This is a genomic window from Halorussus limi (genome assembly GCF_023238205.1).
GTDB classification, from domain to species: Archaea; Halobacteriota; Halobacteria; order Halobacteriales; family Haladaptataceae; genus Halorussus; species Halorussus limi.
In genome coordinates, this window is record NZ_CP096659.1 from 2429469 (window position 1) to 2453827 (window position 24359).

Annotated in this window: 23 protein-coding genes and 1 pseudogene; 11 read left to right on the forward strand and 13 right to left on the reverse strand. The window is 65.4% G+C overall.

Going from position 1 to position 24359, the window contains the following annotated elements:
• Positions 1 to 20: 20 nt before the first annotated feature.
• On the reverse strand, positions 21 to 392 hold the full coding sequence (locus M0R89_RS12585) for a response regulator (protein WP_248649436.1): 372 nt from the start codon (positions 390 to 392) through the stop codon (positions 21 to 23).
• Positions 393 to 555: 163 nt separating this feature from the next.
• On the opposite strand from M0R89_RS12585, the gene M0R89_RS12590 reads away from it, so the two are divergent.
• Entirely contained in the window at positions 556 to 918 is a 363-nt protein-coding gene (locus tag M0R89_RS12590) for a group I truncated hemoglobin (protein ID WP_248649437.1), read from the forward strand.
• Between the two features lie 405 nt (positions 919 to 1323).
• Here the strand turns inward: M0R89_RS12590 and M0R89_RS12595 are convergent, their stop codons facing one another.
• From M0R89_RS12595 to M0R89_RS12605, 3 genes are all read right to left on the reverse strand, one after another.
• Positions 1324 to 2562, reverse strand: coding sequence for a mandelate racemase/muconate lactonizing enzyme family protein (locus tag M0R89_RS12595; RefSeq protein WP_248649438.1), 1239 nt, complete (start codon positions 2560 to 2562; stop codon positions 1324 to 1326).
• Between the two features lie 9 nt (positions 2563 to 2571).
• A complete protein-coding gene (locus M0R89_RS12600; RefSeq protein WP_248649439.1) occupies positions 2572 to 2829 on the reverse strand; it encodes a hypothetical protein in 258 nt (85 codons plus the stop codon).
• Positions 2830 to 3088: 259 nt separating this feature from the next.
• A complete protein-coding gene (locus tag M0R89_RS12605) occupies positions 3089 to 4009 on the reverse strand; it encodes a dihydrodipicolinate synthase family protein (RefSeq protein ID WP_248652268.1) in 921 nt (306 codons plus the stop codon).
• Between the two features lie 100 nt (positions 4010 to 4109).
• On the opposite strand from M0R89_RS12605, the gene M0R89_RS12610 reads away from it, so the two are divergent.
• Positions 4110 to 4382, forward strand: a complete 273-nt coding sequence (locus M0R89_RS12610) for a MoaD/ThiS family protein (protein ID WP_248649440.1) — start codon at positions 4110 to 4112, stop codon at positions 4380 to 4382.
• 103 nt (positions 4383 to 4485) lie between these two features.
• Here M0R89_RS12610 and M0R89_RS12615 read toward each other — a convergent pair whose 3' ends face one another.
• The 3 genes from M0R89_RS12615 to M0R89_RS12625 form a co-directional block, all read right to left on the reverse strand.
• On the reverse strand, positions 4486 to 4959 hold the full coding sequence (locus M0R89_RS12615; RefSeq protein ID WP_248649441.1) for a hypothetical protein: 474 nt from the start codon (positions 4957 to 4959) through the stop codon (positions 4486 to 4488).
• 74 nt (positions 4960 to 5033) lie between these two features.
• Positions 5034 to 6293: an HAD family hydrolase gene (locus M0R89_RS12620; RefSeq protein ID WP_248649442.1), complete on the reverse strand. Its 1260-nt coding sequence runs from the start codon at positions 6291 to 6293 to the stop codon at positions 5034 to 5036.
• Positions 6294 to 6364: 71 nt separating this feature from the next.
• Positions 6365 to 6775 carry a hypothetical protein gene (locus tag M0R89_RS12625; protein WP_248649443.1) on the reverse strand — a complete coding sequence of 137 codons (411 nt, stop codon included), beginning with the start codon at positions 6773 to 6775 and terminating at the stop codon, positions 6365 to 6367.
• Positions 6776 to 6857: 82 nt separating this feature from the next.
• Between M0R89_RS12625 and M0R89_RS12630 the strand changes: the two genes are divergently transcribed.
• From M0R89_RS12630 to M0R89_RS12655, 6 genes are all read left to right on the forward strand, one after another.
• On the forward strand, positions 6858 to 7826 hold the full coding sequence (locus M0R89_RS12630; RefSeq protein ID WP_248649444.1) for an AIR synthase family protein: 969 nt from the start codon (positions 6858 to 6860) through the stop codon (positions 7824 to 7826).
• Positions 7827 to 8096: 270 nt separating this feature from the next.
• Positions 8097 to 9209, forward strand: a complete 1113-nt coding sequence (locus tag M0R89_RS12635; protein WP_248649445.1) for a glucose 1-dehydrogenase — start codon at positions 8097 to 8099, stop codon at positions 9207 to 9209.
• Entirely contained in the window at positions 9206 to 9847 is a 642-nt protein-coding gene (gene gfcR, locus M0R89_RS12640) for a transcriptional regulator GfcR (RefSeq protein ID WP_248649446.1), read from the forward strand. The genes M0R89_RS12635 and gfcR overlap by 4 nt, the downstream gene beginning before the upstream one ends.
• A 37-nt stretch (positions 9848 to 9884) precedes the next feature.
• Complete coding sequence (locus M0R89_RS12645; RefSeq protein WP_248649447.1) at positions 9885 to 10226, forward strand: glutaredoxin family protein; 342 nt, start codon at positions 9885 to 9887, stop codon at positions 10224 to 10226.
• A gap of 112 nt (positions 10227 to 10338) precedes the next feature.
• Positions 10339 to 10926 (forward strand): DUF7110 family protein, encoded by a 588-nt coding sequence (locus tag M0R89_RS12650; RefSeq protein WP_248649448.1) that lies wholly within the window; start codon positions 10339 to 10341, stop codon positions 10924 to 10926.
• 274 nt (positions 10927 to 11200) lie between these two features.
• Complete coding sequence (locus M0R89_RS12655) at positions 11201 to 12172, forward strand: phosphoadenosine phosphosulfate reductase family protein (protein ID WP_248649449.1); 972 nt, start codon at positions 11201 to 11203, stop codon at positions 12170 to 12172.
• Between the two features lie 210 nt (positions 12173 to 12382).
• Here the strand turns inward: M0R89_RS12655 and M0R89_RS12660 are convergent, their stop codons facing one another.
• From M0R89_RS12660 to M0R89_RS12675, 4 genes are all read right to left on the reverse strand, one after another.
• Positions 12383 to 12574, reverse strand: a complete 192-nt coding sequence (locus M0R89_RS12660) for a DUF7333 family protein (protein WP_248649450.1) — start codon at positions 12572 to 12574, stop codon at positions 12383 to 12385.
• A 37-nt stretch (positions 12575 to 12611) separates the two neighbouring features.
• Positions 12612 to 13355 carry a hypothetical protein gene (locus tag M0R89_RS12665; protein WP_248649451.1) on the reverse strand — a complete coding sequence of 248 codons (744 nt, stop codon included), beginning with the start codon at positions 13353 to 13355 and terminating at the stop codon, positions 12612 to 12614.
• Positions 13356 to 13598: 243 nt separating this feature from the next.
• Entirely contained in the window at positions 13599 to 14120 is a 522-nt protein-coding gene (locus M0R89_RS12670; protein ID WP_248649452.1) for an SHOCT domain-containing protein, read from the reverse strand.
• Between the two features lie 87 nt (positions 14121 to 14207).
• Positions 14208 to 15041, reverse strand: coding sequence for an aldo/keto reductase (locus M0R89_RS12675; protein ID WP_368408831.1), 834 nt, complete (start codon positions 15039 to 15041; stop codon positions 14208 to 14210).
• Positions 15042 to 15189: 148 nt separating this feature from the next.
• Between M0R89_RS12675 and M0R89_RS12680 the strand changes: the two are divergent.
• Positions 15190 to 16102: pseudogene (locus M0R89_RS12680) on the forward strand (branched-chain amino acid ABC transporter permease); the annotation flags it as partial.
• A gap of 68 nt (positions 16103 to 16170) precedes the next feature.
• On the opposite strand, the gene M0R89_RS12685 reads toward M0R89_RS12680, so the two are convergent.
• On the reverse strand, positions 16171 to 16311 hold the full coding sequence (locus tag M0R89_RS12685; RefSeq protein ID WP_248649453.1) for a DUF7563 family protein: 141 nt from the start codon (positions 16309 to 16311) through the stop codon (positions 16171 to 16173).
• 161 nt (positions 16312 to 16472) lie between these two features.
• Here M0R89_RS12685 and M0R89_RS12690 point away from each other — a divergent pair, with 161 nt between their 5' ends.
• Both M0R89_RS12690 and gltB read left to right on the forward strand, forming a co-directional pair.
• Positions 16473 to 17498 (forward strand): phosphotransferase family protein, encoded by a 1026-nt coding sequence (locus tag M0R89_RS12690; protein ID WP_248649454.1) that lies wholly within the window; start codon positions 16473 to 16475, stop codon positions 17496 to 17498.
• A 187-nt stretch (positions 17499 to 17685) separates the two neighbouring features.
• Entirely contained in the window at positions 17686 to 22332 is a 4647-nt protein-coding gene (gltB, locus tag M0R89_RS12695) for a glutamate synthase large subunit (RefSeq protein ID WP_256478329.1), read from the forward strand.
• 188 nt (positions 22333 to 22520) lie between these two features.
• Here the strand turns inward: gltB and M0R89_RS12700 are convergent, their stop codons facing one another.
• Positions 22521 to 24347, reverse strand: coding sequence for a prenyltransferase/squalene oxidase repeat-containing protein (locus tag M0R89_RS12700; protein ID WP_248649455.1), 1827 nt, complete (start codon positions 24345 to 24347; stop codon positions 22521 to 22523).
• Positions 24348 to 24359 lie beyond the last annotated feature (12 nt).

The window sequence follows — 24359 nt, forward strand, 5'->3', positions numbered from 1 at the left end:
GGCCGGGGCCCGACCCGCGGTCATCCGGTCACCACCCCGTCGATGGCGTCGGTGAGTTCCTCGTCCTCGAACGGTTTGGTGATGTAGGCGTCGGCCCCGGCCCGCGCCGCCAACTGTATCTTCTGGCGCTGGCCGACGCTGGTGCACATGATGACTCGCACGTCGTCGTCGAGTTTCTTGATGGCCGCCGTCGCCTTCAGGCCGTTCGCCTTCCGCATCACGATGTCCATCAGGACGAGGTCCACCTCGTCGGCGTTCTCCTTGTACTTCTGGATGGCCCACGCGCCGTTCGGCGCTTCGGCGACGATTCGGTAGTCGTCGTCGGCCAGCGCGCTCTTTACTCGCTGTCGCATGAACTCCGAATCGTCCACGATGAGAATCCCGGTCTTCATGGCGTCTTACTCATTAGTTAGCCGATACCGTGCATAGCATAAAACATTATTCCTCGGACCCGAATTTCGCCCGCAGGCGGTCGGTTAGGAAGCTCCGAGGCCGAAAATGTGACAATTTCCGGCCAATAAATTAAAGACACCAGCATATCTGGCTACGGACAGGATGTCCGAGACCCTCTACGACCGCCTCGGCGGAAGAGACGCCATCGCGGCCGTCGTCGAATCGTTCTACGACCGCGTCCTCGACGACGACCGCATCGCCCACTTCTTCGAGGACACCGACATGTCGGCGCTCCGCGCCCACCAGACGACGTTTCTCGCCTCGGTCACGGGCGGACCGGTCGAGTACGACGGCGCGGACCTCTCCTCGGCCCACGCCGACCTCGACATCGACGGACGGGACTTCGAAATCGTCGCCCGCCACCTCGACGAGGCGCTGGCGGAGTTCGACGTGTCGGCGGACGACCGCGAGGAGGTCGTCGCCGCGATCGCCGAACTCGAATCGGCCATCGTCACCGCGGAGTAGAGCGACGAAACGGGGTCGGTCGAACGGGTCTCTGGGGAACCGGCGTACGACGACCGTCGTCCGGTGAAAATCCAACGACTACTGTCTGTAGCCGAGGGTCCGTGGCGGACTGCGACGCGGGTCGCCACCGCGGCGGGGTTGTGCTGGCATATGCCGTAGGGAAATGAATATCTGTCCTAAACATCTCTTCTCCAACGTCTAAGATTCGTAGATGTTTTTCGTGGCGACAAATTTCGGGAGGCCACTCCCGGGTAGGTACGAGTGACGGTCGATTCGTCGTCAGGGGGCGTCGCGGTGTGGAGGAGTCAACAGACGGCAGTTGTCATCGGTTACGTGCGAACAGTCGCGGAACTAAATCGTGTCGGCCTGGAAATAGCCGAGAACGGTGTTTGGATTCGACGTCGCTTACGCCTCGTCGAACAGCGTCTCGCCTTCGACCATATTCTCCTCGACCACGTCCATGTCGATGGTCACGCCGAGGCCCGGTTCCTCCGGAATCTCGATGTAACCGTCCTCGATGACGTCCTCCTCCACGAGGTCCTCCCACCAGCCGAGTTGGTAGCTGTGGTACTCGACCGCCAGCGAGTTCGGGATGGCCGCGCCGACGTGTGCGGAGGCCATCGTGGCGACGGGCGAGGAGACGTTGTGCATGGCGACCGGCATGTAGTACATGTCCGCGAGGTCCGCTATCTTCCGGGTCTCGCGCATCCCGCCGGTCTTGGGCATGTCGGGTGCAATCATGTCCACGGCCTGCTCCTCGATGAGGCGGCGCTGGCCGTGCTTGCGGTAGACGTTCTCGCCCGCCGCGATGGGCGTGGTGGTCGAGTGGGTGACGTTCTTCTGCACGTCGTGGTTCTCCGGCGGCACGGGGTCTTCGAGCCACCAGATGTCGTACTCTTCGAGCGCACTGGCGAGGCGCTTGGCGCTCCCCGCCGAGAACGTCCAGTGGCAGTCGAACGCCACGTCGGCCCGGTCGCCGACGCGCTCGGTGACCGCCTCCACGATGTCGACCTTGTGGCCGATTTCGGGGTTCCGGAGGTGGCGGTTCGCGCGGTCCTTCTCGTGGCCCGAGGGCACGTCGAGGTCGAACTTCAGGGCGTCGTAGCCCAGTTCCTCGACCACGCGCTCGGCCTCGTCGGCGTTCGATTCGGGGTCGGCCTCCTCGCCGGCGTGGCAGTCGCAGTAGACCCGGACCTTGTCGCGGTACTTGCCGCCCAGAAGCTGGTAGGCGGGCACGTCGAGAATCTTGCCCGCGAGGTCGTGGAGCGCGACTTCGATGCCCGAGATGGCGGTGACGGTGACGCCCTCGATGGACCCCTCGCCCGACATCTTCTGGATGAGGTGTTCGAAGAGGCGGTCGATGTCCAGCGGGTTCTCGCCCACGACGAACGGCTTCATGCGCTCGATGAGTTCGGGCACGCCCGCACCCCAGTAGGCCTCGCCGGTACCCACGACCCCGGCGTCGGTGTAGATTCGGACGAGCGTCCACGGGAAGTTGCCGTCGACCATCGTCGTCTGCACGTCGGTAATCTCTACGTCTCGTCCTTCGCCGCGCTGGCCGCCACAACCCATCGTCTCCGCCGAGAGGTCCCGCATGGTGTACTCGGCGTTCGGGTCGTGGAGCGACTCGTAGTCTCGAACCATGCCACCCGATTACTCCGCCCAGAGTAAAAATCTGGAGGTTCCGGCCACGTTGGCTCGCGCGAGCGCGGGCGCGAAAACGAGGTACGTACCGAGCGCGACCAGCGGTGCCGCCAAGAGCGCACCGGCGGGCGTCAGCGCGCCGAACACACCGAGTGCGCCGATTATCCAGCACTGCACGCCGAGCAGCGTCCGCTTGTTCAGAGACGGACGGTCGGAGTTCGTGGCCGCGGACTCGGAGGGTCCGCGACTGAGGAGGTCGGAGGTCATGACTGAGGCGGTCGGAGAGTCGCGACTGGGACGCTTCGAGCAGTCCCATTCCCGTCGGCGTCCCGTCGTGCGCCACGCCCCGACCGGCGTGTTGAATTCAATGACGCTCCACAGATATTAAAGCCTCCGAACGTTCACGAGAGCGGAACGAAACGGAACGGAACCGGCGCATCGTTCGGCCGGCCGATTGGTCCGTTCGCCGGTCGGCCCGCTCTGTCGGTCGGCCGTTCGACCGGTCCGTCGCGGGTCGCTCGACCGCTCAGAGCAGGTCGAGGTCCGAGAGGTCCGCGCGGAGCGCCTCCCGGTCGTCGTCGTCCATCGTCCGGAGCGGACTCCGGAGTGGGCCGGGGTCGAACCCGGTTTCGCGCAGGCCGAGCGCCGTCTTGACGCCCGCCATGTAGGGACCGCGCTTGAGCGCCGAGCGCACGTCGTACACCTCGCTCTGGAGTTCGCGGGCGCGCTCCTCGTCGCCCTCGTCGTAGGACTCGTAGAGGTCCACGACGAGTTCGGGGAACGCGTTCGCCACCGCGCTGACCACGCCCGCGCACCCGACCTCCAGTCCGGGGAACAAGAGCGAGTCCGACCCCGCGAGGAAGGTCAGTTCGGGATGGGCGTCGATGGCCTGTCCGAGCCACGGCACGTCCTTGCTGGAGTCTTTCAGGCCGACCAAGTTCTCGATGTCGGCGAGCGCGTCGAGCGTCTCCAGCGACAGCGAGTTGCCGGTCTTGCTCGGGATGTGGTAGACGTACACCGGGAGGTCCACCGCCTCGGCGACTCGCCGGTAGTGGGTCACCGCGGCGTCGTGGTCCACCGGGTAGTAGTAGGGCGTCACGACGACCACGCCGTCCGCGCCCACGCGCTCGGCGTGTTCGGCGTGCGCGACGGTCTGGCGCGTGCTCGGCGCGCCGACGCCCGCGATGACCGGCGCGTCGTCGCCGATTTCCTCGACCACGGCCTCGACCACGCCGTCGCGCTCGTCGGGGGTCAACAGCGGGAACTCGCCGTTGGTCCCCAGCGGGAAGACGCCGTGGGCGCCGCGGTCCACGACGAACCGCGCGTGGGCGGCAGTCGCCTCGTAATCGACCGATTCGTCCTCGTCGAACGCCGTAACGGTCGGCGGGACGACGCCGCGGACCGAGAGCGGGTCGTCCGTACCGGGGTCGGGCGCGTTGTTCGCCATGTCCGAAGCGTGGAGGGCCGCGTCCTTAAGCGGTCGCATCTCGGCAGGACTTTTTCGGGTGTGAGTAAACTTTTAGTCGATGGCGCTTCACGGTGTGTGTATGAACGTCACTGTGAAACTTACCGGAACCCTCGTCGCCCGGACCGGCACCCACGAGGCCCGCGTGGCGGTGCCCGACGACGCGACGGTCGCAGACGTAGTGGACGAACTCGCCGAGCAGTACGGCCCGCAGGTCCGCGCGGGCGTCCTCGACGGCCAACGACTCCGCTCGGACACCGTCGTCGTCCGGGAGACGTTCGACTCGACCGAGACGCTCTCGACCCACAGTTCGCTGGAGAGCGGCGACACGGTGCGGTTCCAGTTGAACGTCTGAGCGCGAATCGGTCGGCGCAGAATCGAGTGCGCGGCGATTTCTGGCTGACGTCTCTCGACTCGTTCTCCGTTCCGCGCTCCGAGGAAATCGTCCGGATCGGAGACTACGAAATATCTGCGTCGAAGGCCCGATAGAGCAGTCGAACGACTACTTCTGCGACTCGCCAGACGAGCGTCGCGCAGACGACGACGGTCGCAAGCGCCACGAGGCCCAGCCAGAGGACGATTCCTAGCTGGAGTTGGGTCACGAAGCCGAACGCCAGTCCGACGACGATTCCGCCGCCTATCAGGACCCCCGCGCCCTTCAGCGCGAGACGCTGCCACCGATTGAAGCCGAGTCGGTCGTCCCGGCCCAGTAGCGCGGGCAGACTGACGCCGACCGCGGCGAGTCCAAGCGCCAGGACGATGATAATCCCGCCGACAATCGCCGCCATCCCGTGCGCGAACCCGTCGCTCTCGGGCGGCGGTGGTGGCATCGACGCCAGTTCGAGAACTATTGCGGCCGCGACTCCGACGCCGACGCAGACGAAAACGACGCGAACGGCCGCGAAGAGGGCCGATTTCACGTTGGAGGGCATCAGCGTGCCTGTTGTGCGAACGACGGGATAAGCTTTCGGCACAGCGACCAGTCAGCTTCGTGTCGCTGCTGAACTCACCCCAGATTCGCCAGTCGGTTCAGCGCGTAAATCGTCCGCAGCACGTCGCCGGCCTTCCCGCGGTCGAAAATCAACTCGTCGGTCCGGACCACGTGGTCCAGCACGTCCCGCGAGGCGTGTTCCGGCGCGGCCGCGATGCCCGCGTCGTTCTCGGCGACCCACTTCATCACCCGCAAATCGCTCTTGCTGTCGCCCATGACCGCGGCGAAGGGGTCGTCGATGCCCAGCACGTCGAAGGCCGACTCGACGCCCGCGACCTTGTTGAGTTCGAGGCTCCCGATTTCGGCCGCGTCGGCCTCGTAGTAGGCCACGTCGATGCGCTCGAAGGCCGCCCGGACGGGGTCGGGCAGGTCCTCGGGGTCCGCGTCGGGCGTCTCGCCCTCGCTCTCGAGGACGCCCCGAATCTCGGGGTCCCGAGACGCGTAGTAGGCCCGCGCCCAGTCGCTCGCCGTTTCGGCGTCCGCCTCGACTCCCTCGCCGACTTCCGCTGCGACCGCGGAACCGAGCAGGTCGAGTTCGTAGACCAGCGCGCGGTCGATGACCTCGCGTGCGTCGTCGCTCCCGGTCTCGAAGTTCGGCTTGAGCGTGACGTTGAACTCGTTGCCCTGCAGGTGACACCCCCGACGGAGGCGCTCGGGCGCTTCCGAGAGGACCCGCGAGCGCACCGCGTCGAAGATGGCCCGCACGTCGCGGTCGAGGTCGTCGTAGAGCAGTCGCTTGGTGTCGGCGCCGTGGCCCGGCGTGAACACGCCGGTCCCGGCCTCGTAGACCACCGACAGGTTTCCGGAGTGGACGATTTCGTTGCCGAGGCCCTGAATCAGGAAGCCCTTGACGTTCTCGAGCGTCTGGCCGGTACAGACCACGATGGGCAACCCCGACTCGTGGAACTCGGTCAGGAGGTGGAGCGTCTCGCGCGGAATCTCGTTGTCGGTGCCGCCCGCCGAGCGTAGCGTCTCGTCCACGTCGAGGACGAGGACGTTCACCCCGCGGTCGTACTTGGCGTAGAGGTCCAGCGCGGTGAACGCTTGGTCGCGGGTGGCCCGCGCCGCGAGTTCGCAGAACGTCTCGCCGGTCGCGGGGAACGCGTCGCGCACCTCGGCTTTCAGACCGTCCAATTCGTCGCTGGCCTCCTGCCAGTGTTCGAGCGCGACCCGCGAGTCCACCGGGGGAAAGAGGTCCACGAAGTTCTGGAGTGCCCGGAGGGTCGCGGCGTCGAACTCGTCGTAGAGTCGATAGAGTTGGTCGTACCGCTCCATGCCCGAACTGGGTCGCAATCCCGGATAAAGGTCGGGGTCGGCGCGAAAGACGGTCGTTCGGCCGACCGCGCTCAGGCGTTCTCCGGCCGCGCGGACGCCTCGCTCGTCTCGAGTCGCTCCGTCTCGTCCCGAAGTTCGGCGTAGTACTCCCCCCGATATCGCCACATGTAGCCGACAGCGACACCGAGCGCGACGGCGACCAGCGGTCTGTCGAGGACCAGCGCGGTCAGTATCGTCACGGCGACCCCCGCGCTCCACTCGAGCGCCTTTCCGACGGGACTCAGCCGAAATCGGAGCAGTCGAACTTCGAGGTCCGGCGACGAGAGGCCCTGCACGACGACGACGGACCCCGCGAGGAGGACGACCGAGAACAGCAGCAGGTGAATCAGATTCCCTAGGTCGGCACGCAGTCGGAGCAGCGCGAGGGCGTAGGCGAGGCCGAACGCTCCGGCCAGCGTGTCCCACTCCGAGAGACTCGACATCGAATCGTGTCCGCGAAACGGTACGATACCTGTTAAATCTTCGTCCGTCGCATCTTAGGCCCCCGGCCTCCGAGAGACGAGTATGATAGGCAAACTCGACCCCGAGGTCCTCGCGCGCGTCCTCTCGCGGACGGGCGCGCACGACGACTCGGTAGTGATGGGACCGCAGTACGGCGAGGACGCCGCGGCGATGCGGGTCGGCGACCAGTTGCTCGTCGCCAGTTCCGACCCGCTCTCGTTAGCGAAGGAGCGTCTGGGAACTCTCGCGGTCCACGTCGCGTGCAACGACGTGGCCGCGTCGGGGGCCGACCCCCGGTGGCTCACGAACGTCTTGTTCCTGCCCGACGACGACGAGGAGACGCTGGACGCGCTGACGACCCAGATGGACGACGCGGCCCGCGAGTCGGGCGTCGCCATCGTCGGCGGTCACTCCGAGTACACCCCGGCGCTGGAGCGTCCGATGGTGTCGATGACCGCGATGGGACTCGCCGACGAGTTCGTGCCGACCGGCGGGGCCGAACCGGGCGACCGCGTCGTCCTCACGAAGGGCGCGGGCGTCGAGGGGACCGCGGTGCTGGCGACCGACTTCCGCGACGACATCGACCTGCCCGACGACCTGCTGGCGCGCGCCGAGACGTTCTTCGACGACATCAGCGTCCTCCCGGAGTCGCGCGTCCTCCGCGAGTCGGCCACCGCGATGCACGACCCGACCGAGGGCGGACTCGTCAACGGGATGGTCGAACTGGCGACCGCCTCCGGCGTCCGCCTCGACATCGACCGGCGCGCGGTCCCCGTCCGCGAGGAGACCGCGGCAATCTGCGACGCGATGGGCGTGGACCCGCTCCGCATCTTCGGGTCGGGCGCGCTACTGGCGACCGTGCCCGAAGGAGAACTCGACGGCGTCCTCGATGCGCTCGACGCGGAGGACATCCGCGCGAGCGAAATCGGCGCCGTGGAGGACGTGAGCGACGCCGAGGAAGCGGGGGTCGAACTCGACGGCGAACTGATTCGGGACGCCGTCCGCGACGACCTCTACGACCTCTGGGAGTAGACCGCCGACCGATTTCCGGAGTCGCGTCCGGACGGGCGCGACGACTTGACGGGAGCGACGAGGACGTGAACGACGACTTGAGGGGAACGACGCCGGACCAACGTGACGCCCGAGCGAGCGCGAAACGCGCGACTGTCGAGTCGTGTAGCGGAGCGCCAGAATGTGCGCGGTGGGCAGGGCGACAGACGTTGGGTTCGACCAGCCCGCCCACCTCAGATGTTTACTCGGGATAGAATAAATCTTTTGTCCCCCGCGGTCATACGACCTGTCATGGAAGCAATCGTCGTCCGGCGGGGCGAGACCTCGCCGACAGTCGCCGAAGTGCCGCGGCCGGACCCCGAACCGGGCGAGGCGCTGGTTCGGACGCTCCGCGTCGGCGTGGACGGGACCGACCACGAAGTCATCGCCGGGAGCCACGGCGGGTTCCCCGAGGGCGAAGACCACCTCGTGTTAGGTCACGAGGCGGTCGGCGTCGTCGTCGAGGCCGACGGCACTCCCTTCGCGGAGGGCGACGTGGTGGTTCCGACCGTCCGACGCCCGCCCGTCGAGGGGACGAACGAGTACTTCGAGCGCGGCGAACCCGACATGGCTCCGCCCGAGGCCTGCCGGGAGTGCGGCATCGACGGCGCGCACGGGTTCATGTCCGAGTACTTCGCCGCGCCGGCCGAGTACCTCGTGCCCGTGCCCGAGGACCTCGCGGAGTGGGGGTTCCTCGTGGAACCGGTCAGCATCTCGGAGAAGGCGCTCGAACACGCCGCGGCCTCCCGGTCGGCGTTCGAGTGGGACCCCGAGTCGGGTCTCGTACTCGGCAACGGGAGCCTCGGCCTGCTCACGCTCGCCATGCTCGACCAACGGGGCTACGACCGGACCTACTGTCTCGGGCGGCGCGACCGGCCCGACCCCACCATCGACATCATCGAGGAGTTGGGCGCGACATATGTGGACTCCCGTCGGACGCCCGTGACCGAGATTCCGGAGGCCCACGAGTCGATGGATTTCGTCTACGAGGCCACCGGCTACGCCCGCCACGCGTTCGAGTGCATCGAGGCGCTCGCGCCCGGCGGGGTGGGTGCGCTGCTCGGCGTGCCCGAACCGTGGGACTTCGAAATCGACGGCGGGCGACTCCACAAGGAGTTCGTGATGAACAACAAGGCGCTGGTCGGAAGCGTCAACTCCAACGTCTCGCACTTCGAGGCGGCCGTCGAGACGCTCGCGGACTTCCCCTCGTGGTTCCTCGACGACCTCGTGACGGGCGTCCACGACCTCGGCGACTACGAGGCCGCGTTCGGGGACACCGCCGACGGCGATTCGGCGAGCGGCGAGAGTGCGCCTCGCCATGACGAAACGACAATAAAGACCGCGCTACAATTTAGCCAGATATGAAGAACGTCGACGACCTCATCGAGAGCGCGGCAGAACTCGCCCAGCAGGGGCTATCGAAGGGCGAAATCGCCGACGAACTCAACGTCTCGCGAGAGACCGCGAGTTGGCTGGTCGAACGGAGCGGAACCGGCGCGCCGGCGACGACGACGCCGACCGAACCCGCGGGCGGTCCCCACGACATCCACGTCGACTGGTCGGCGCTCGGCCGGGACAGCAACCGCCTCTACCACGCCGGGGCCGCGATGGCCGACCTCCTCGAAAAGCAGGGCGAAGAGGTGGACCTGACCATCGGCATCGAGAAGGCGGGCGCGCCCCTCGCCACCGCCGTCGCGCGGGAACTCGACACCGACCTCGGGACCTACGCGCCGAGCAAGCACCAGTGGGAGGAGGGCGACATCGAGGACCTCGGCGGGACCTTCTCGCGGAACTTCGCCCAGATTCGGGACCGCGAGTGCTACGTCGTGGACGACACCATCACCAGCGGGACGACCATGGGCGAGACTGTCGAGGCCATCCGCGAGCAGGGCGGCGAACCGGTCGCCTGCGTTGTCCTCGTGGACAAACAAGGCGTCGAGGACGTGGAGGGCGTCCCGGTCCACTCGCTCATCAACGTGGTCCGCGTCGGAAACGACGAGTAACGCAACTTCTTTGCGAGAGGGTCGCGTATCAGGGAGTATGACTTTCCAGCCGGAAAGCGAACTGACCGAAGAAGAGGTTCGGGACCGCGTGGACTCGGCCATCGAGGACAACGACGTGGTCCTCTTCATGAAGGGCAACGAGTTGATGCCCCAGTGTGGCTACTCCCAGAAGGCGCTCGAACTCGTTCAGCAGCACCGCGACGACTACGAGACGGTCGACGTGCTGGACGCGCTCGCGGAGTTTCGGACCGCGCTGGAAGACCACAGCGGTTGGGAGACGATTCCCCAGACGTTCGTGAACGGGGAGTTCGTCGGCGGAAGCGACGTTCTCGCGGAACTCGAGGAGCGCGGCGAACTCGCCGACGAGCTGTCAGATTGAATAGTAGTTTCGACCGAGACACCGAGGACCAAAAGAGCAGGCCATATATGTTCGGACAACTTAGACACCCGTGTACCGTGTCGTCAGCCGGGAACCTGCATGTAAATCACAAATGACGGGGCAAGTATATCGACTTCACTCGACGCTCGAACTGCCGCTGGAAAACGTTTACGACCACTTCGAGGAGGACCCCGACCTCCCCCCGAGCATAGCCAGCGTCGACATCACCCGGCGCAAGAACACGCTCATCATCAGTGCGGTCGCGGACGACGACAGCATCAGCAAGTACACGCCGACCGCTCAACTGAAGGCGTCCATCTCGGAGACCCGCGTCTACACCGAAGAAGAGCAGAAGCGCCGCGAGGGGCCGCGGTGGGGCGACGACGCCGAGGAACTCGACGAGGAGGAAGACGACGAACCGATGGGCGAACTCATCGAGGTCGCCGCGTTCAAGGGCGACCGCGAGACCGTGCTTCAGAACACGGCGCTCCAGTACCCGATGTTCCTCGTCCTCTGTGACATCGCGCGACTCGCCGAGAAGGGGACGCTGACCGCGATTACCGAGAAGGACGGCGACCTGCAGGCGACCCGCATCGTGGACGGCGAGGACCGACCCGCCTCCATCGAAGTGGTCGAAGGGCCCGACTCCTCGAACTCCGGGTCGAGCGGAGTCGACTGGCGGGACAACGAGTTTATCTGAACCCACCTCTTTCTTCGTCGGGTGTCCTCGGGAGGACGGCGCGTTGCGCCGCTCTCCCTACGGGCACCGCTCCTCGAAAAATGTGGACCAAAAAAGACCTGCTCGCGTCTGGAGTTCGATTCCATCATTCGTGGTCCATTTTACCACGCCACTCCGACACACCAATTCGGGCCTGAGACACCGGTAGACGGCGCTTTCGAGTCCGTTGACGTGGCCTGCGAGCGTGGAGAGCCGAAAAGCACTTTAGGGTCGTAATTAGATGTAATTACGAACGATGCCCGAAGACTTCCCGAACTACGTCGACGTTGACTACACCGACGGCGAAGGCGAAGACCCCGAGGACTACGCCTCGATGGAGCACAAGATAGAGAAGGCCATCGACGTGACCCGACAGGGTCTCGAAGAGTACGAGAACCCCGCCGTAATGTGGACCGGCGGCAAGGACTCGACGCTGACCCTCTACTTCATCAAGGAAGTCGCCGAGAAGTTCGACCTCGAAACCCCGACCGCGGTCTTCATCGACCACTTCCAGCACTTCGACGAGATTCACGACTTCGTCGCCAAGTGGGAGGACGAGTGGGACCTCGACGTCGTCTACGCGAGCAACGACGACGTGGGCGACTACGCCGAGGAGAACGACCTCGAACCGGGCGACGACATCCCCATCGACGCCCTCAACGAGCACAACCAGCACCACGTCCGCGACATCCTCGAATACGAGGAAGACGAGTTCCCGTTCCTGCTCGACACCTACGTCGGCAACCACCTGCTGAAGACGGTCGCGCTCAACGACACCATCGAGGAACTCGACATCGACGGTATCATCTCCGGCGTCCGCTGGGACGAGCAGGAGGCCCGCGCGGACGAGACGTTCTTCTCGCCCCGCCACGACCCCGACATCTACCCGCCCCACGACCGCGTTCAGCCGATTCTCCAGTTCGACGAGCGCGCGGTCTGGGACACCTTCTGGCACTACGTCGTGCCCGACACCGTCGAGGACTACCCCGACGACGGCTACGTCCCCGAGTCCGCCGACGACCTGCCGAACGGACTCACGCAGGACGACATCCCGGTCAGCCCCAAGTACTTCGCCGGATTCCGCTCGCTCGGTAGCGAGGTCAGCACCGAGAAGACCACCGAGGACCCGGCGTGGCTACAGGACCTCGACGACACGACCGAGCGCGCGGGCCGCGCACAGGACAAAGAGGACCTGATGGAGCGCCTGCGCGACCTCGGCTACATGTAGGAACGACCGTTTACTGCGCTCGAAACCGCGGCTCCGCCGCGATTTCTCGCTGGTAAAAGCTCGACCAAGAACACCGGAAGACGAACCGCGTCTTCCGAGCAGTCGGTCACTCCGTTCGCTTCGCGGTCGTCCGTCGGTACTCTCCGGGTAGGGTCGGGACGACCGCAGGAGGGAGTCGGACCGACGGTTCGTCGTTCCTTTCTTCGAAGCTTACCGCGTCGCCCGGTACTCGCCGTGCTTGACCCCCACGGCGAGTGCTATCGCGCCGAACACCAGCATCGAGGGCGCGACCATCATCAACACCGTACTCGTAGCCATGACTTCCATTCCGATGAGCGCGGCGGTTCCGAGCGCGACAATGCCGACTAGTATTGCGGCAGTCACGGGCAGATTGAACTCCATGCGCGATTTTCAGGACGAGAAGGGCAAAAGCGTTGCTCTACTCCCCTTTCGGTCGCACCACGTCGGCCAACGTCACCAGCAGGCCGAGGAACCACCCGGTCGGCACCGAGAGGCCGAACCACATCGCCGCGTAGTTCGCGCCTTCGAGCGTGAACTGCTCGCGCAGGAACGTATTGATTCCCCAGAGGTCGAGCGGGTTGTCGAGTAGCCAGACCGCGAGGGTGTAGCTCTTGGGGAAGATGACCTCCGAGAGCGTCGGCGAGTAGAGCGCGGCCACGACCGGCGGGAGAAAGAGCGCGGTCATGGCGAACGGGTAGGCCAGCAGGACGGTGCTGAAGCGCCCGCCGCGGGTCCCCGAGAGGTACGCCAGCACGGCCGCCACGGTGGCGACCCCGCCGGCGGCCCCGACCGCCAGAAAGCCGTCCGTCGAGAATCGGAGTCGAGCGAGCGCGGTCAGGCCGCCCCAGACCAACAGCGACAGCAGGACCACGCCGACGACGCCGAGTCGGGTCGCCGTGCCGTCTATCTTCCGGGTGTAGTACCGGGCCGCGAACCCGAACAGCGTCAGGGGGTAGAGCAGCGCGACGACCGCCGTGCCGACCGCGCTCCACCCGCGGTAGGCGACCCGCCCGGAGGTGGTCGAGGGTTCCCACTTCCCGAGGACGCCGCCCTGATTGCTCCGCTGGCGGGGGAAGAACAGGGCCATCCAACTCTCGTGCAGTCGCTTCAAGTCGTACCGAATCGCCCCGACGAGACCGGTGCTGCTTGTTCCGCCGTGCATCTGCGTTTTAATACGTTACGGCCATTATGAAGTTTCGGGGTCGTTCCGAGAGGTGAAACTCGGCTGGCACGTTTTCGGGACATATGGGGATCCTTCCGGAGTACCGTGAAAGAGTGGTAGGAGACAGAAGAGGAGGGGAAGATAGGAGAGGAAGTGGAAGGCTGGAGAGGAGAGTAGAAAGAAAGAGAGAGGAGGAAACTCCCAGTCGTCACGCCGAAGAATTGGCGGGTCAAGCGGACTCGGCTACCGACTTCGAGTCCGCTCGCGGCGGTCCGCGCTTCGCTTCTCCTCGCCGGTTCGTCGCTCCTCGCCGGTCGGCCTCGTCCCGCGGTCGCTACGGGAGTCTCCCATCACCGCGTCGAGTTGGCGTTCGAACTCCTCGCGGGAGAGTTCCCCGGCGGCGTACCGGCGCTTCAGGATGGCCTCGGCGCTCTCGCGGTCCTCGCTGGCCGCCGGTTCGCTCGCGCCGTCGGGATAGAGTTCGGGGGACTCGACGTTTCCGATGAGCGAGAGGTACACCGGCCAGAGCGTCAGTAACCCTACGAAGAACGCCGGGACGCCGAGGACGGACGCGAACAGGGCCATCCCGAAGGCGGCGAAGTTCGCGGCGGTTTCCAGTCCCATCACGCCGCCGAAGAACAGGAACGGCGAGCAGACGAGCGCCGTTACGCCCAGCAGGGACCGGCCGAGGGTGCCGTCGGGCGTGTAGTGTTCGACCAGTCGGTGGAGGGCGCGGAACGTAGAGGTGTCGGCGGACTGGTTCATCGTGCGTCGAATCGGATACCTATCAGTAAAGCATTTTGTTTTATCGAGTGGAACGAAAGTGTCGGAGAAATCGGCGAGGCTACCGGCTCAGTTCCACGGGCCGAAGTCGGGGTCGACTCGCCGCTCGCGCCGGTCGATGCTCTCTATCTTCTCGACGTCCTCGTCGTCGAGTTCGAGGTCCAGTGCGCCCCAGTTGTCCCGGATGTGGTCCTCGCTGGAGGCCTTCGGAATCGCGGCCACGCCGTCGCGCTGGAGGAGCCACGCGAGGCTGACCTGCGCCGCGGAGGCGTCGTGCTTCTCGGCGACTTCCTGAATCTCGGGCACGTCGAACACCTCGCCGCGGGCGAGCGGCGAGTAGGCCACGAGGTTCACGTCGTTCTCCCGGCCGTACTCGACCAGTTCGTCCTGCGGGAGCATCGGGTGCATCTCGACCTGATTGGCGAACACCGGCGCGTCGAGGATTTCTCGGGCCTCGTCCAGATGTCGGGGCTCGAAGTTCGAGACGCCGACGTTCTCGATGAGTCCGTCGTCGTGGAGTTGGTCGAACGCCGGGAGCGTGTCCTCGGGGTCGTACTCGTTGGCGGGCCAGTGGACGTACAGCAGGTCGACGTAGTCGACGCCGAGTTTGTCGAGGCTCTCCTTCGCGGTGTGAATCACGTCGTCGTACGAGAGGTTGCTCGTCCAGATTTTCGTCGCGAGGAAGACGTCCTCGCGGTCCACGTCGGCGTCGGCGATGCCCTGTCCGACGTACTCCTCGTTGTCGTAGGCCTGTGCGGTGTCGATGTGACGATACCCCATCTCGAGCGCCTGTCGGACGCTCTCGGCGCACGTCTCGCCGTCGGTGTTCTCCCACGTTCCGAGTCCGAGTCGCGGCATGCCGTCGAGCGACTGCGCGTCGCTGTGTTCCTCGCGTTGAGCCATAACGTCTCTCCCTTGGGCGAGCGCGAGGAAAGTGGTTACGGCGTCGGAAATCTCTGAATACGGCGCGCCGCCGGAGCCAATCAGAAATCCCTGAACGCCAGCCCGAGCCGATTCGTCGAGTTTCGTGCGAGAGCCGACCCGCTACAGTTTCGGGGGGTCGCCGAACTTCGTCGTCCTCGCGTCGAACGGGAAGATACCGTTCGTCGGCGTCGGAACGCCGTTCGTCTACCTGCTCGTGCTGGCGGGACTGGTCGCGGTGGTCCTCGCGTTGCTCATCGGCGCAGTGTCGTTCCGACTCTCGGGCGTCTACTTCGACATGATTACGCTGGGCTTCTCGCAGGTGCTGTACGTGTTCGTCCGCGGGTGGGACTACGCCGCGTCGAACCCCCGGGACGGTCCCGCGGTGCTCGAACGCACCGACCCGTTCAGCGTCGGCGTCCCCGGCGTGGACTCGCTCAACCTCGCCATCGGCCAACTCGCGGGCGACAGCGTCGAGGGGTTCCTCGGATTCGTCACCCTCGGCACGACCGAGGTGTCGTACTACATGGTCGGCCTCGTGGTGCTGGTCTGTTACTTCGCCATGCAGCGCATCGTCCACTCGCCGTTCGGTCGCGTCCTCGTCGCCATCCGCGAGAACGAGGAGCGCGCCGAGGCGGTCGGCTACGACACCTTCCGGTACAAACTCGGCGCGTTCGCGGTCAGCGCCTTCTTCGCCGCGGTCGCCGGCGGCCTGTTCGCGGGGTTCCAGCGGTCGGCCTCGCCCGAGAGCACCTTCTACTTCCTCGTGACCGGCGACGGCCCTGCTGGCGTCAATCATCGGCGGGTTCGGCACGCTCGCCGGCCCGCTGTACGGGTGGCTGTTCGACGAGAGCGTCACCGAGTTCCTCTCGAAGACCGGGGAGGGCGGCGGACTGCTCCCCTACCTCCGGGACCACCTCGGCGAGGCCACGATGACGACCGAACTCTACGACGGACTGACGGTGTCGGGCGACCTGCTCTGCCTGCTCGCTGCCGGAACGGGCTACACGTGGGCCGCGACGGTACTGGAGTGGCGGGGCTGAGACCCGGCGACCGTACGTCGCTCCCTTCGTCGGTACGCTCGTCCACCGTCGCCGACGACGGACTCCGATTACGCCCGGGTCGCCCCGCCGTTCTTGATGGCGGTCTTCTGTTTGCACTCGAAACAGCCGTGGACTTCGCCGTCGCGCCCGGCGAAGACTCGCTCGAACTCCCGCGTGACGAACGCGCCGCAGTTCTGACACTCTGGCATGGGTTGGATTCGGCGCGTCGGACAGTTGGCCTTTGGGGCCTTCAGTCGCCTCGCGGGAACTACGGCGCGCGGGCGCTGACCGAGTGGTGAAGTCGGGCCGCCCCCGACAGGTCGTCCCACACCACCGCAACTTCCTTTTCGGACGCCCGCGACCGCTCGCTATGGACGAGCAGATTCGGTCGGTCCTCGACGCCGCGTTTCCCGACCGCGAGTTCGAGAGCGTCGACGCCGCGGAACCGTCGTGGAACGACAAGAACGAGACCGTCGCCGTCGCGTTCGCCGACGTCGAGGAGGCGTATCTCAAGGTCGCGGCCGACGGCGACGCCTCCCGAGTCGCCCGCGAGCGGGCGGTGATGGAGTACGTGGGAACTCACTCGTCGGTGCCGGTGCCGACCGTCTTGGCGAGCGAGACGGCCGGCGAGGTCCCCTACCTCGCCACCGCCGCGATGGACGGCCAGCGCCGCTTGGAACTGTGGTACGACGACGGTGCCGACGACGAGTACCGCGCCGCCCTCGCTCGGCAGGTCGGCCGGGCGCTGGCGCGCCTCCACGAACTCCGGTTCGAGAGCCACGGTCACGTCGTCGGCGGGGACGCCGACGGCCTCGAACTCGAAAACGGCCCGTGGACCGACGTCCTCGTGGAGCGAATCGAGCGGATGCGCGACATCGCGGGCGACGGCCGGTTCGACCACCACTTCGAGGAGGTCATCGCCGCGGTGGAGGCGAACCGCGACCTGCTGGACGACGCGCCCGCCGCGCTGGTCCACGGCGACCCGGCGCACCCGAACTGCGTCCACACCGGGGCGGCGGTCGGCCGCGCCGACGCGGACGCTCGCGGCGACGCGGCCGCGCCCGACGACGGGCAGGTCGGCTTCCTCGACTGGGAGATTTCGCACGTCGGCGACCCGGCCAGAGAACTCCGGCGGACCTGTCGCCTCCAGTTCGGGCCGCTGGTGTCCGACGGTCCGGAGCGACTCGTCTCGGCGTTCCGCGAGGGGTACCGCGAGACGGCGGGGTCGCTCCCGGACGGGTTCGCGGACAGGCGACCGATTTACGACGCCGTCACCTTCCTCGGCGCGTCGGGGTTCTTCGAGAAGTGGGAACACCGCGCCGACGAACCGACCGAGGAGTTGGCCGAGCGTGTACAGGCCGACATGGAGGAGCGACTCGCCGAGATACGGCGCTGACTTGTCTACTGCGGGAGCAACGCAGAACGTCCGCCGAGACCGAGACCCGCGGACGAGGGGGACGCTCCGACCGCTCTCCTCGGCGGCGGGCGGCGTTCGAATCCATATAAGGCCCCTATTTTGGCATTAACATCCCCTTAGCCATTCAGGGGTAGCCTCTTGTAGCGGTTCGGGCTTGGTTTCGCACATGACCGAGTACCCACCTTCTGCGTCCGATGGCCGACCCCAACCGGGTGACCGTCCCCAATCTGGTGAGCGAGTCCGCGGCCGCGACGATGCGGACCGCCTCGCCGACCCCGAGGACTACCGCGCGAACTGCGGCGTCGGCGTCGTGATGGACCTCGCGGGCGAGGGCGGTCACGACGTTCTCGCCGACGGTCTCGACCTGCTGGAGAACCTCGAACACCGCGGCACGACCGGCGCGGAGGAGAACACCGGCGACGGCGCCGGCGTCCTGCTCCGGAAGCCCCACGACTTCTTCGCCGACGAACTGGACGCCGACCTCCCGGACCCCGACGAGTACGCGGTCGGGTCGCTGTTCCTCCCGACCGACGAGACGGCCCGCGACCGACTCCAATCGCTCGCCGAGTCCGTCCTCGAAGACGAGGGGTTGGACCTGTTCGCGTGGCGTGAGGTCCCGACCGAGAACGCCGACCTCGGCCGGACCGCGCTCGACGCCGAACCCGAAATCTGGCAGTGTTTCGTCCGGGCCGAGAGCGAGGACGGCGAGGGTCACGACGCCGAGGGCGGCGACGAGTTCGACCCCCAGAGCTTCGACCGGGACCTCTACGTCGCCCGGCGCGTCCTCGAACGCTCCGTCGAGGGCGTGGACCTCGCGGGGGCCGACCGCTTCTACGTCTGCTCGCTCGACCGACAGACGGTCGTCTACAAGGGCCTGCTGAAGGGCGAGCAACTGCCCGACTACTTCCCGGACCTTCGCGACGACCGGTTCGAGACCACGTTCGCGATGGTCCACGCACGGTTCTCGACCAACACGCTCGGCGCGTGGCACCTCGCGCACCCGTACCGCAACGTCGTCCACAACGGCGAGTTCAACACCATCCGGGGCAACGTCAACTGGATGCGCGCCCGGGAGAACGACCTCGAATCCGAGGCGTTCGACCCCGACAGCGTGACCCCGGTCGTCGCCGACCCCGAGGGCAGCGACACCGCCGCGGTGGACAACGCCCTCGAACTGCTGATGCAGGGCGGCCGCGAACTCCCCCACGCGCTCAGGCTGATGGTCCCCGAGGCGTGGCGGAAGGACGACCAGATGACCGACGAGCGAAAGGAGTTCTACGACTTCCACGCCTCGCTACTCGAACCATGGGACGGTCCCGCACTGGTCGCGGCGACCGACGGCGAACGCGTCGGCGCGGTGCTGGACAGGAACGGCCTCCGGCCCTGCCGGTACGACGTGACGACCGACGACCGCCTCGTGATGGCCAGCGAGGCCGGAGCGCTCGACACCGACGAGAGCGAGATTCGCGAACGGGGCCGCCTCGAACCCGGCCAGTTGTTCCTCGCGGACCCCGAGGAGGGCCGCGTGGTCCCGGACGCCGAGGTGTTCGACGACCTGACCGACGAGAAGTACGGCGAGTGGGTCGAGGACCAGCAGGTCGAACTCGACGTGCCCGAGGACGCCGACCCGCGCGCCGGCGCCACCGCCGACGCGCGCATCGACGCCGCCCTCCGCGAGCGCCAGACCGCCTTCGGCTACACCCGCGACGAGTTGGACGAACTGCTCGAACCGATGGCCGAGGACGGCAAGGACCCCGTGGGGTCGATGGGCGACGACACGCCGCTGTCGGTCCTTTCGGAGTTCGACCGGCCGCTGTTCTCGTACTTCAAGCAACTGTTCGCGCAGGTGTCGAACCCACCCATCGACTACCTCCGCGAGGACTGCGTGACCAGTCTCGAAAGCCGGTTGGGCAACCAGCGCAACCTCCTGTCGGAGACCCCCGCCCACGCCCGCCAACTCGTCCTCGACTCGCCGGTGCTGACCGACGCCGAGACGGCCGAGGTCCGCGAGCAGGACGAGATTCCGACCGCGACCGTGGACGCGACCTACGACCCCGAAACCGACCTCGAAACCGCGGTCCGGCGCGTCCGCCGCGAGGCCAGCGAGGCGGTCGAGGACGGCGCGGAGATTCTGGTCCTCTCGGACCGCGAGGTGGGTCCCGACAGACTCGCGGTTCCGAGTCTGCTGGCGACCGCCGCGGTCCACCACCACCTCGTCCGGAACGGCCTCCGGAACCGCACCGGTCTGGTCGTGGAGTCGGGCGACCCCCGGACGGTCCACCACCTCGCGTGTCTGGTGGGCTACGGCGCGGGCGCGGTCAACCCCACGCTCGCGTTCGAGTCCATCGCGGACCTCGTGGCCGGACCCGACGGCGTCTCCGAGGCCGAAGCTATCGAGGCCTACGTCGCGGCGCTAGAGGACGGCCTCCAGAAGACGATGTCGAAGATGGGAATCTCGACCGTCGAGAGCTATCGGGGCGCCCAGATTTTCGAGGCCGTGGGCCTCGATTCGGACTTCGTCGAGGAGTACTTCGAGGGGACCCCCGCGCGCACCGAGGGCGTCGGCATCGAGGGCGTCGAGGCGGACCTGCGCGAACGCCACGCGAAGGCGTTCGGCGGCGACGGAGAGGACGCCCCCGAACCGGAGCGTCAGGGGGAGTTCGAGCATCGCTCGAACGGCCGTCGTCACCAGTGGAACCCCGAGACCGTGGGCAGCCTTCAGCGCGCGGTCCGGCAGGACGACCCCGACACCTACGCCGAGTTCGCCGAGGCGGTCAACGACCAGAACGGCGACCTCCAGACCCTTCGGGGCCTGTTAGAGTTCGACTCGGCGGGACGCGACCCGATTCCGGTCGAGGCGGTCGAACCGGTCGAGTCCATCGTGGAGCGGTTCTCGACCGCGGCGATGAGTCTCGGGTCGCTGTCGCCCGAGGCCCACGAGAACAACGCCGTCGCGATGAACCGCCTCGGCGCGAAGTCCAACACCGGCGAGGGCGGCGAACCGCCCGAGCGGTTCGGCACCGAACGGGAGTGCAACGTCAAGCAGGTCGCCTCCGGCCGGTTCGGCGTCACGAGCGCCTACCTCGCCAACGCCGAGGAGATTCAGATAAAGATGGCCCAAGGCTCTAAGCCCGGGGAGGGCGGCCACCTCCCGGGGAGCAAGGTCGACGAGATGATAGCCCACGTCCGGTACGCCACGCCCGGCGTCGGTCTCATCTCGCCGCCGCCCCAGCACGACATCTACTCCATCGAGGACCTCAAGCAGTTGGTCTACGACCTCAAGTCGGCGAACCCCGACGCCGACGTGAACGTGAAACTGGTCTCGGAGGACGGCATCGGCACCATCGCCGCCGGCGTCGCGAAGGCCAACGCCGACGTGGTCCACGTCTCGGGCCACTCGGGCGGCACCGGCGCGAGTCCCCGGACCTCCATCAAGCACGCGGGCCTGCCGTGGGAACTCGGTCTGGCGGAGGCCAACCAGATGCTCCGGGAGACGGGCCTGCGCTCGCGGATTCGCGTGAGCGTGGACGGCGGACTGAAGACCGGCCGCGACGTGGCCGTCGCGGCCCTGCTCGGCGCGGAGGAGTACGTCTTCGGCACCGCCAGCCTCGTGACTTCGGGGTGCGTGATGGCCCGCCAGTGCCACGAGAACACCTGCCCGGTCGGCGTCGCCACTCAGCGCGAGGACCTCCGCCGGCGGTTCCCCGGCGAACCCGACCACGTCGTCAACTACATGCTGTTCATCGCGCAGGAACTCCGGGAAATCATGGCCGAACTCGGCTTCGAGACGGTTGAGGAGATGGTCGGGCGCGTCGAGTGCCTCGAACAGCGCGCGACCGACCACCCGAGGGCCCGCGGTCTCGACCTCGCGTCGGTCGTCGCGGACCCCGCCGACTACGACGCCGCCGACCCCCAGCGGACCAAGACCCGCGAACAGCGCCACGGACTCGACGACCACCTCGACCGCGACCTGCTCGCGGCCGCCGAGTCGGCGGTCGAGGACGCCGACCCCGCGCACGTCGAGGCCGCCGTCGGCAACGAGGACCGCGCGGTCGGCGCGATGCTCTCGGGTCGCATCTCCCAACTTCACGGCGAGTCGGGCCTGCCGACCGGGACCCTCTCCTGTGACTTCCGCGGCACCGCGGGCCAGAGCTTCGGGGCCTTCCTCCAGTCTGGCGTGGACTTCCACCTCACGGGCGCGGCCAACGACTACCTCGGCAAGGGACTGTCGGGCGGCCGCATCGCCGTCTCGACCCCGGAGTCGGCGGCCTACGACCCGGCGGAGAACGTCGTGGTCGGCAACGTCGCGCTCTACGGCGCGACCGACGGCGAAGCCTACGTCAACGGCGTCGCGGGCGAGCGATTCGGCGTCCGAAACTCCGGCGTCAAGGCGGTCGTGGAGGGCGTCGGCGACCACGGGTGCGAGTACATGACCGGCGGCGTCGTCGCGGTGCTGGGCGAGACCGGCCGGAACTTCGCGGCGGGGATGTCGGGCGGCGTGGCGTACGTCCTCGACGAGTCGGGCGACTTCGCGGAGAAGGTGAACCGTGGCATGGTGAGCGTCGAAGACTCGCTGTCGGAGCGCGACGAGAACGTCCTCCGGCGACTCGTGGAGAACCACGCGGCCTACACCGACAGCGAGCGCGCGGCGGAACTGCTCGCCGACTGGGACGACGCGCTGGCGGCGTTCGTGAAGGTGATGCCCGAGGCCTACGAGCGCGCCGTGACCGAGGAGGGCCGCGAGGACGTGCGCAACTCGCCGCCGCCGCGTGCGAGTGGAAAACCACGTCTCGCCGGAAGTCGGGCCGATTAATCCCTTAGTCGTTTCCTCAACTGCTTGACCTGCGAGCTATTTCCTGCAGATAGTAGAGGACAGCACCGACGATGAGTACGGTTAGAATCACGAAACCCCAGAACAGCATCATTGTACTTGATGTGAACATTGGAGGCTACAACTTACATTTCTGATAAAGATATTTAAAGTTTGTACTATATCGGAGACTAACTTGTTTTAACTATTTGTAGCGCTCGAAGGCCCCAATAGGTGTATCGCATTTCGGGACTCAACTGATCAGTTCTCTTCGAAAGGATTGGGCTGAATCCTCCGTCAGGATGCTGGGCCGATCGAATACTCGATTTGAGCCCCGACTTGTTCTCAATATTAGTTCCGAGGGTCTGGAGTACACCGACACTCAGATACGTTGCGTACAAGTTTGAATGATTACTTTGGTTGTTTCCGACACGGTAATTGTAACCATTTTCTGTCCGTGTGGAACGAATCCACTCTACTGTTGCCGATTGGTTAGCAACCGGGTGACCGAGACAGTCTAGTGTCTTTATCGCGTAGTAAGTCCCCTCGGTGGTGGGAGAAGTACCGGCTCCATAACCGCCAGTTTCGTGACGTTGTGCGGCCACGTGGTTACTAACTCGCGACTCATTCAGCCCGTACGACGACTTATTTGAGAGGTAAGCTATGTAGTATACGTGTTTTAGCCTCGTAGTGCTATTCTGGAGATATGTTTCCGAATATCTACTAAGTTGTTTTCGGATTGCTTGATCAGATGGTGTCGGAACGCCTAAGAGTGTAGCAGTTCGGTACACTCGGTACAGTTCCTTCGGACTCGCAGCTTTACCACGTTCGATTTTCTGCACTTCACGTTGGATGATAGAAGCAGTCTTCTCGGAGTGATGCTGTTCAGTACGGAGTGCGTTTAAAATCGAAACTCCGTAGTAAGTATCGTCAAGTGACGCGGACGGCCGGAATGCAAAGGAGAATCCTCCAGAACGTAGTCCATATGATTTAACCAACTCCTCCAGTTTCGACTGATCGAGTTCGTCGTACTGGTTCGCAGATAGCGTCCGTATCGCTAAATACGTCCCCTTCGATTCAGAGAACCCTTGATTGAACGCGTGATAGCCACCATCGGGGAGCTGATTCCTTACGATGTATTCGTCGATCTCGTTTTGGGATACTTCACCTTTCACATCTAACGTCTGGGTCAGGTAATCGTAAGCGCTAATTCCGAACATGTCTGCCTTTTTATTTTCTATTCGGCGGTCAACGTTTTCCCCTTGGCCTTCTACCCACGCTTTCCGCTGGTCATATCTCGGGAGACTTTTCGGCTCTATACCCAGGATTTTTAGCGACATCACTATCCGTTCCGCACGAGGTAAATCTTGGTACCGTTGGAACTGAGTATCGTTTTTCCAGCGTGAGAGTAACCACTCACGGGTTCGGGTCAAGTTTTTACTTTCGAGTGCGCTCACCGTCTCTAATGTCGCCAGCGCACGGTAGGTCGATAACAATCGGTTTTCACCATTAACGCACGTACCGTTAGCATATACTGCAGCGCAATATGAGCCATCGGACTTCCGGAATTGGCTTATTTGTTTAATCGTTCCTTTGCGGTTGAGCGGCTTCGCTCCTAATTCTTCCAAGCTACCGACTACGTAGAAGATGTCCGCTATCTTCGTGGTATTGGCTTCTGCATGTCTGTATCTCTTAGATTCTATCCCTCGAAGCCATTCTGTTGTTTCGTCCGTGTTCGTTTTCTTGAAATCCATCTCCGACGATACCTGAAGGTAATAATAGGTTGGGTACAGTTTAGCTTCCCCGTTTGGAATTTCCCCGAATCCACCTCGGGGACTCTCTGCCTGTTGCACCACTTGTTGAGTTTCTTGGTACTTGGAAGCGTTGAGAGAGGGCGATTTGTGTGTCACAGATGTTTCTTGCCGCGACTTCCCCAGTGGTTCATGAAGGGTAACAGTCACTACTGAGGAGACTATCAAAACAGCCACTACGACTTTTGGTATCGTTGCTCGTTTCATTGTACAAAAATA

Bases quoted from the DNA above. Each gene is read 5' to 3' on its own strand.
- M0R89_RS12625 (WP_248649443.1), bottom strand. From the start codon at position 6,775: ATGTCGAGTCTCTCGGAGTGGGACACGCTGGCCGGAGCGTTCGGCCTC.
- M0R89_RS12635 (WP_248649445.1), top strand. From the start codon at position 8,097: ATGGAAGCAATCGTCGTCCGGCGGGGCGAGACCTCGCCGACAGTCGCC.
- M0R89_RS12630 (WP_248649444.1), top strand. From the start codon at position 6,858: ATGATAGGCAAACTCGACCCCGAGGTCCTCGCGCGCGTCCTCTCGCGG.
- M0R89_RS12675 (WP_368408831.1), bottom strand. From the start codon at position 15,041: ATGGCTCAACGCGAGGAACACAGCGACGCGCAGTCGCTCGACGGCATG.
- M0R89_RS12590 (WP_248649437.1), top strand. From the start codon at position 556: ATGTCCGAGACCCTCTACGACCGCCTCGGCGGAAGAGACGCCATCGCG.
- gfcR (WP_248649446.1), top strand. From the start codon at position 9,206: ATGAAGAACGTCGACGACCTCATCGAGAGCGCGGCAGAACTCGCCCAG.
- gltB (WP_256478329.1), top strand. From the start codon at position 17,686: ATGACCGAGTACCCACCTTCTGCGTCCGATGGCCGACCCCAACCGGGT.
- M0R89_RS12650 (WP_248649448.1), top strand. From the start codon at position 10,339: ATGACGGGGCAAGTATATCGACTTCACTCGACGCTCGAACTGCCGCTG.
- M0R89_RS12600 (WP_248649439.1), bottom strand. From the start codon at position 2,829: ATGACCTCCGACCTCCTCAGTCGCGGACCCTCCGAGTCCGCGGCCACG.
- M0R89_RS12685 (WP_248649453.1), bottom strand. From the start codon at position 16,311: ATGCCAGAGTGTCAGAACTGCGGCGCGTTCGTCACGCGGGAGTTCGAG.
- M0R89_RS12615 (WP_248649441.1), bottom strand. From the start codon at position 4,959: ATGCCCTCCAACGTGAAATCGGCCCTCTTCGCGGCCGTTCGCGTCGTT.
- M0R89_RS12660 (WP_248649450.1), bottom strand. From the start codon at position 12,574: ATGGAGTTCAATCTGCCCGTGACTGCCGCAATACTAGTCGGCATTGTC.
- M0R89_RS12620 (WP_248649442.1), bottom strand. From the start codon at position 6,293: ATGGAGCGGTACGACCAACTCTATCGACTCTACGACGAGTTCGACGCC.
- M0R89_RS12690 (WP_248649454.1), top strand. From the start codon at position 16,473: ATGGACGAGCAGATTCGGTCGGTCCTCGACGCCGCGTTTCCCGACCGC.
- M0R89_RS12645 (WP_248649447.1), top strand. From the start codon at position 9,885: ATGACTTTCCAGCCGGAAAGCGAACTGACCGAAGAAGAGGTTCGGGAC.
- M0R89_RS12655 (WP_248649449.1), top strand. From the start codon at position 11,201: ATGCCCGAAGACTTCCCGAACTACGTCGACGTTGACTACACCGACGGC.
- M0R89_RS12585 (WP_248649436.1), bottom strand. From the start codon at position 392: ATGAAGACCGGGATTCTCATCGTGGACGATTCGGAGTTCATGCGACAG.
- M0R89_RS12610 (WP_248649440.1), top strand. From the start codon at position 4,110: ATGAACGTCACTGTGAAACTTACCGGAACCCTCGTCGCCCGGACCGGC.
- M0R89_RS12605 (WP_248652268.1), bottom strand. From the start codon at position 4,009: ATGGCGAACAACGCGCCCGACCCCGGTACGGACGACCCGCTCTCGGTC.
- M0R89_RS12595 (WP_248649438.1), bottom strand. From the start codon at position 2,562: ATGGTTCGAGACTACGAGTCGCTCCACGACCCGAACGCCGAGTACACC.
- M0R89_RS12700 (WP_248649455.1), bottom strand. From the start codon at position 24,347: ATGAAACGAGCAACGATACCAAAAGTCGTAGTGGCTGTTTTGATAGTC.
- M0R89_RS12670 (WP_248649452.1), bottom strand. From the start codon at position 14,120: ATGAACCAGTCCGCCGACACCTCTACGTTCCGCGCCCTCCACCGACTG.
- M0R89_RS12665 (WP_248649451.1), bottom strand. From the start codon at position 13,355: ATGCACGGCGGAACAAGCAGCACCGGTCTCGTCGGGGCGATTCGGTAC.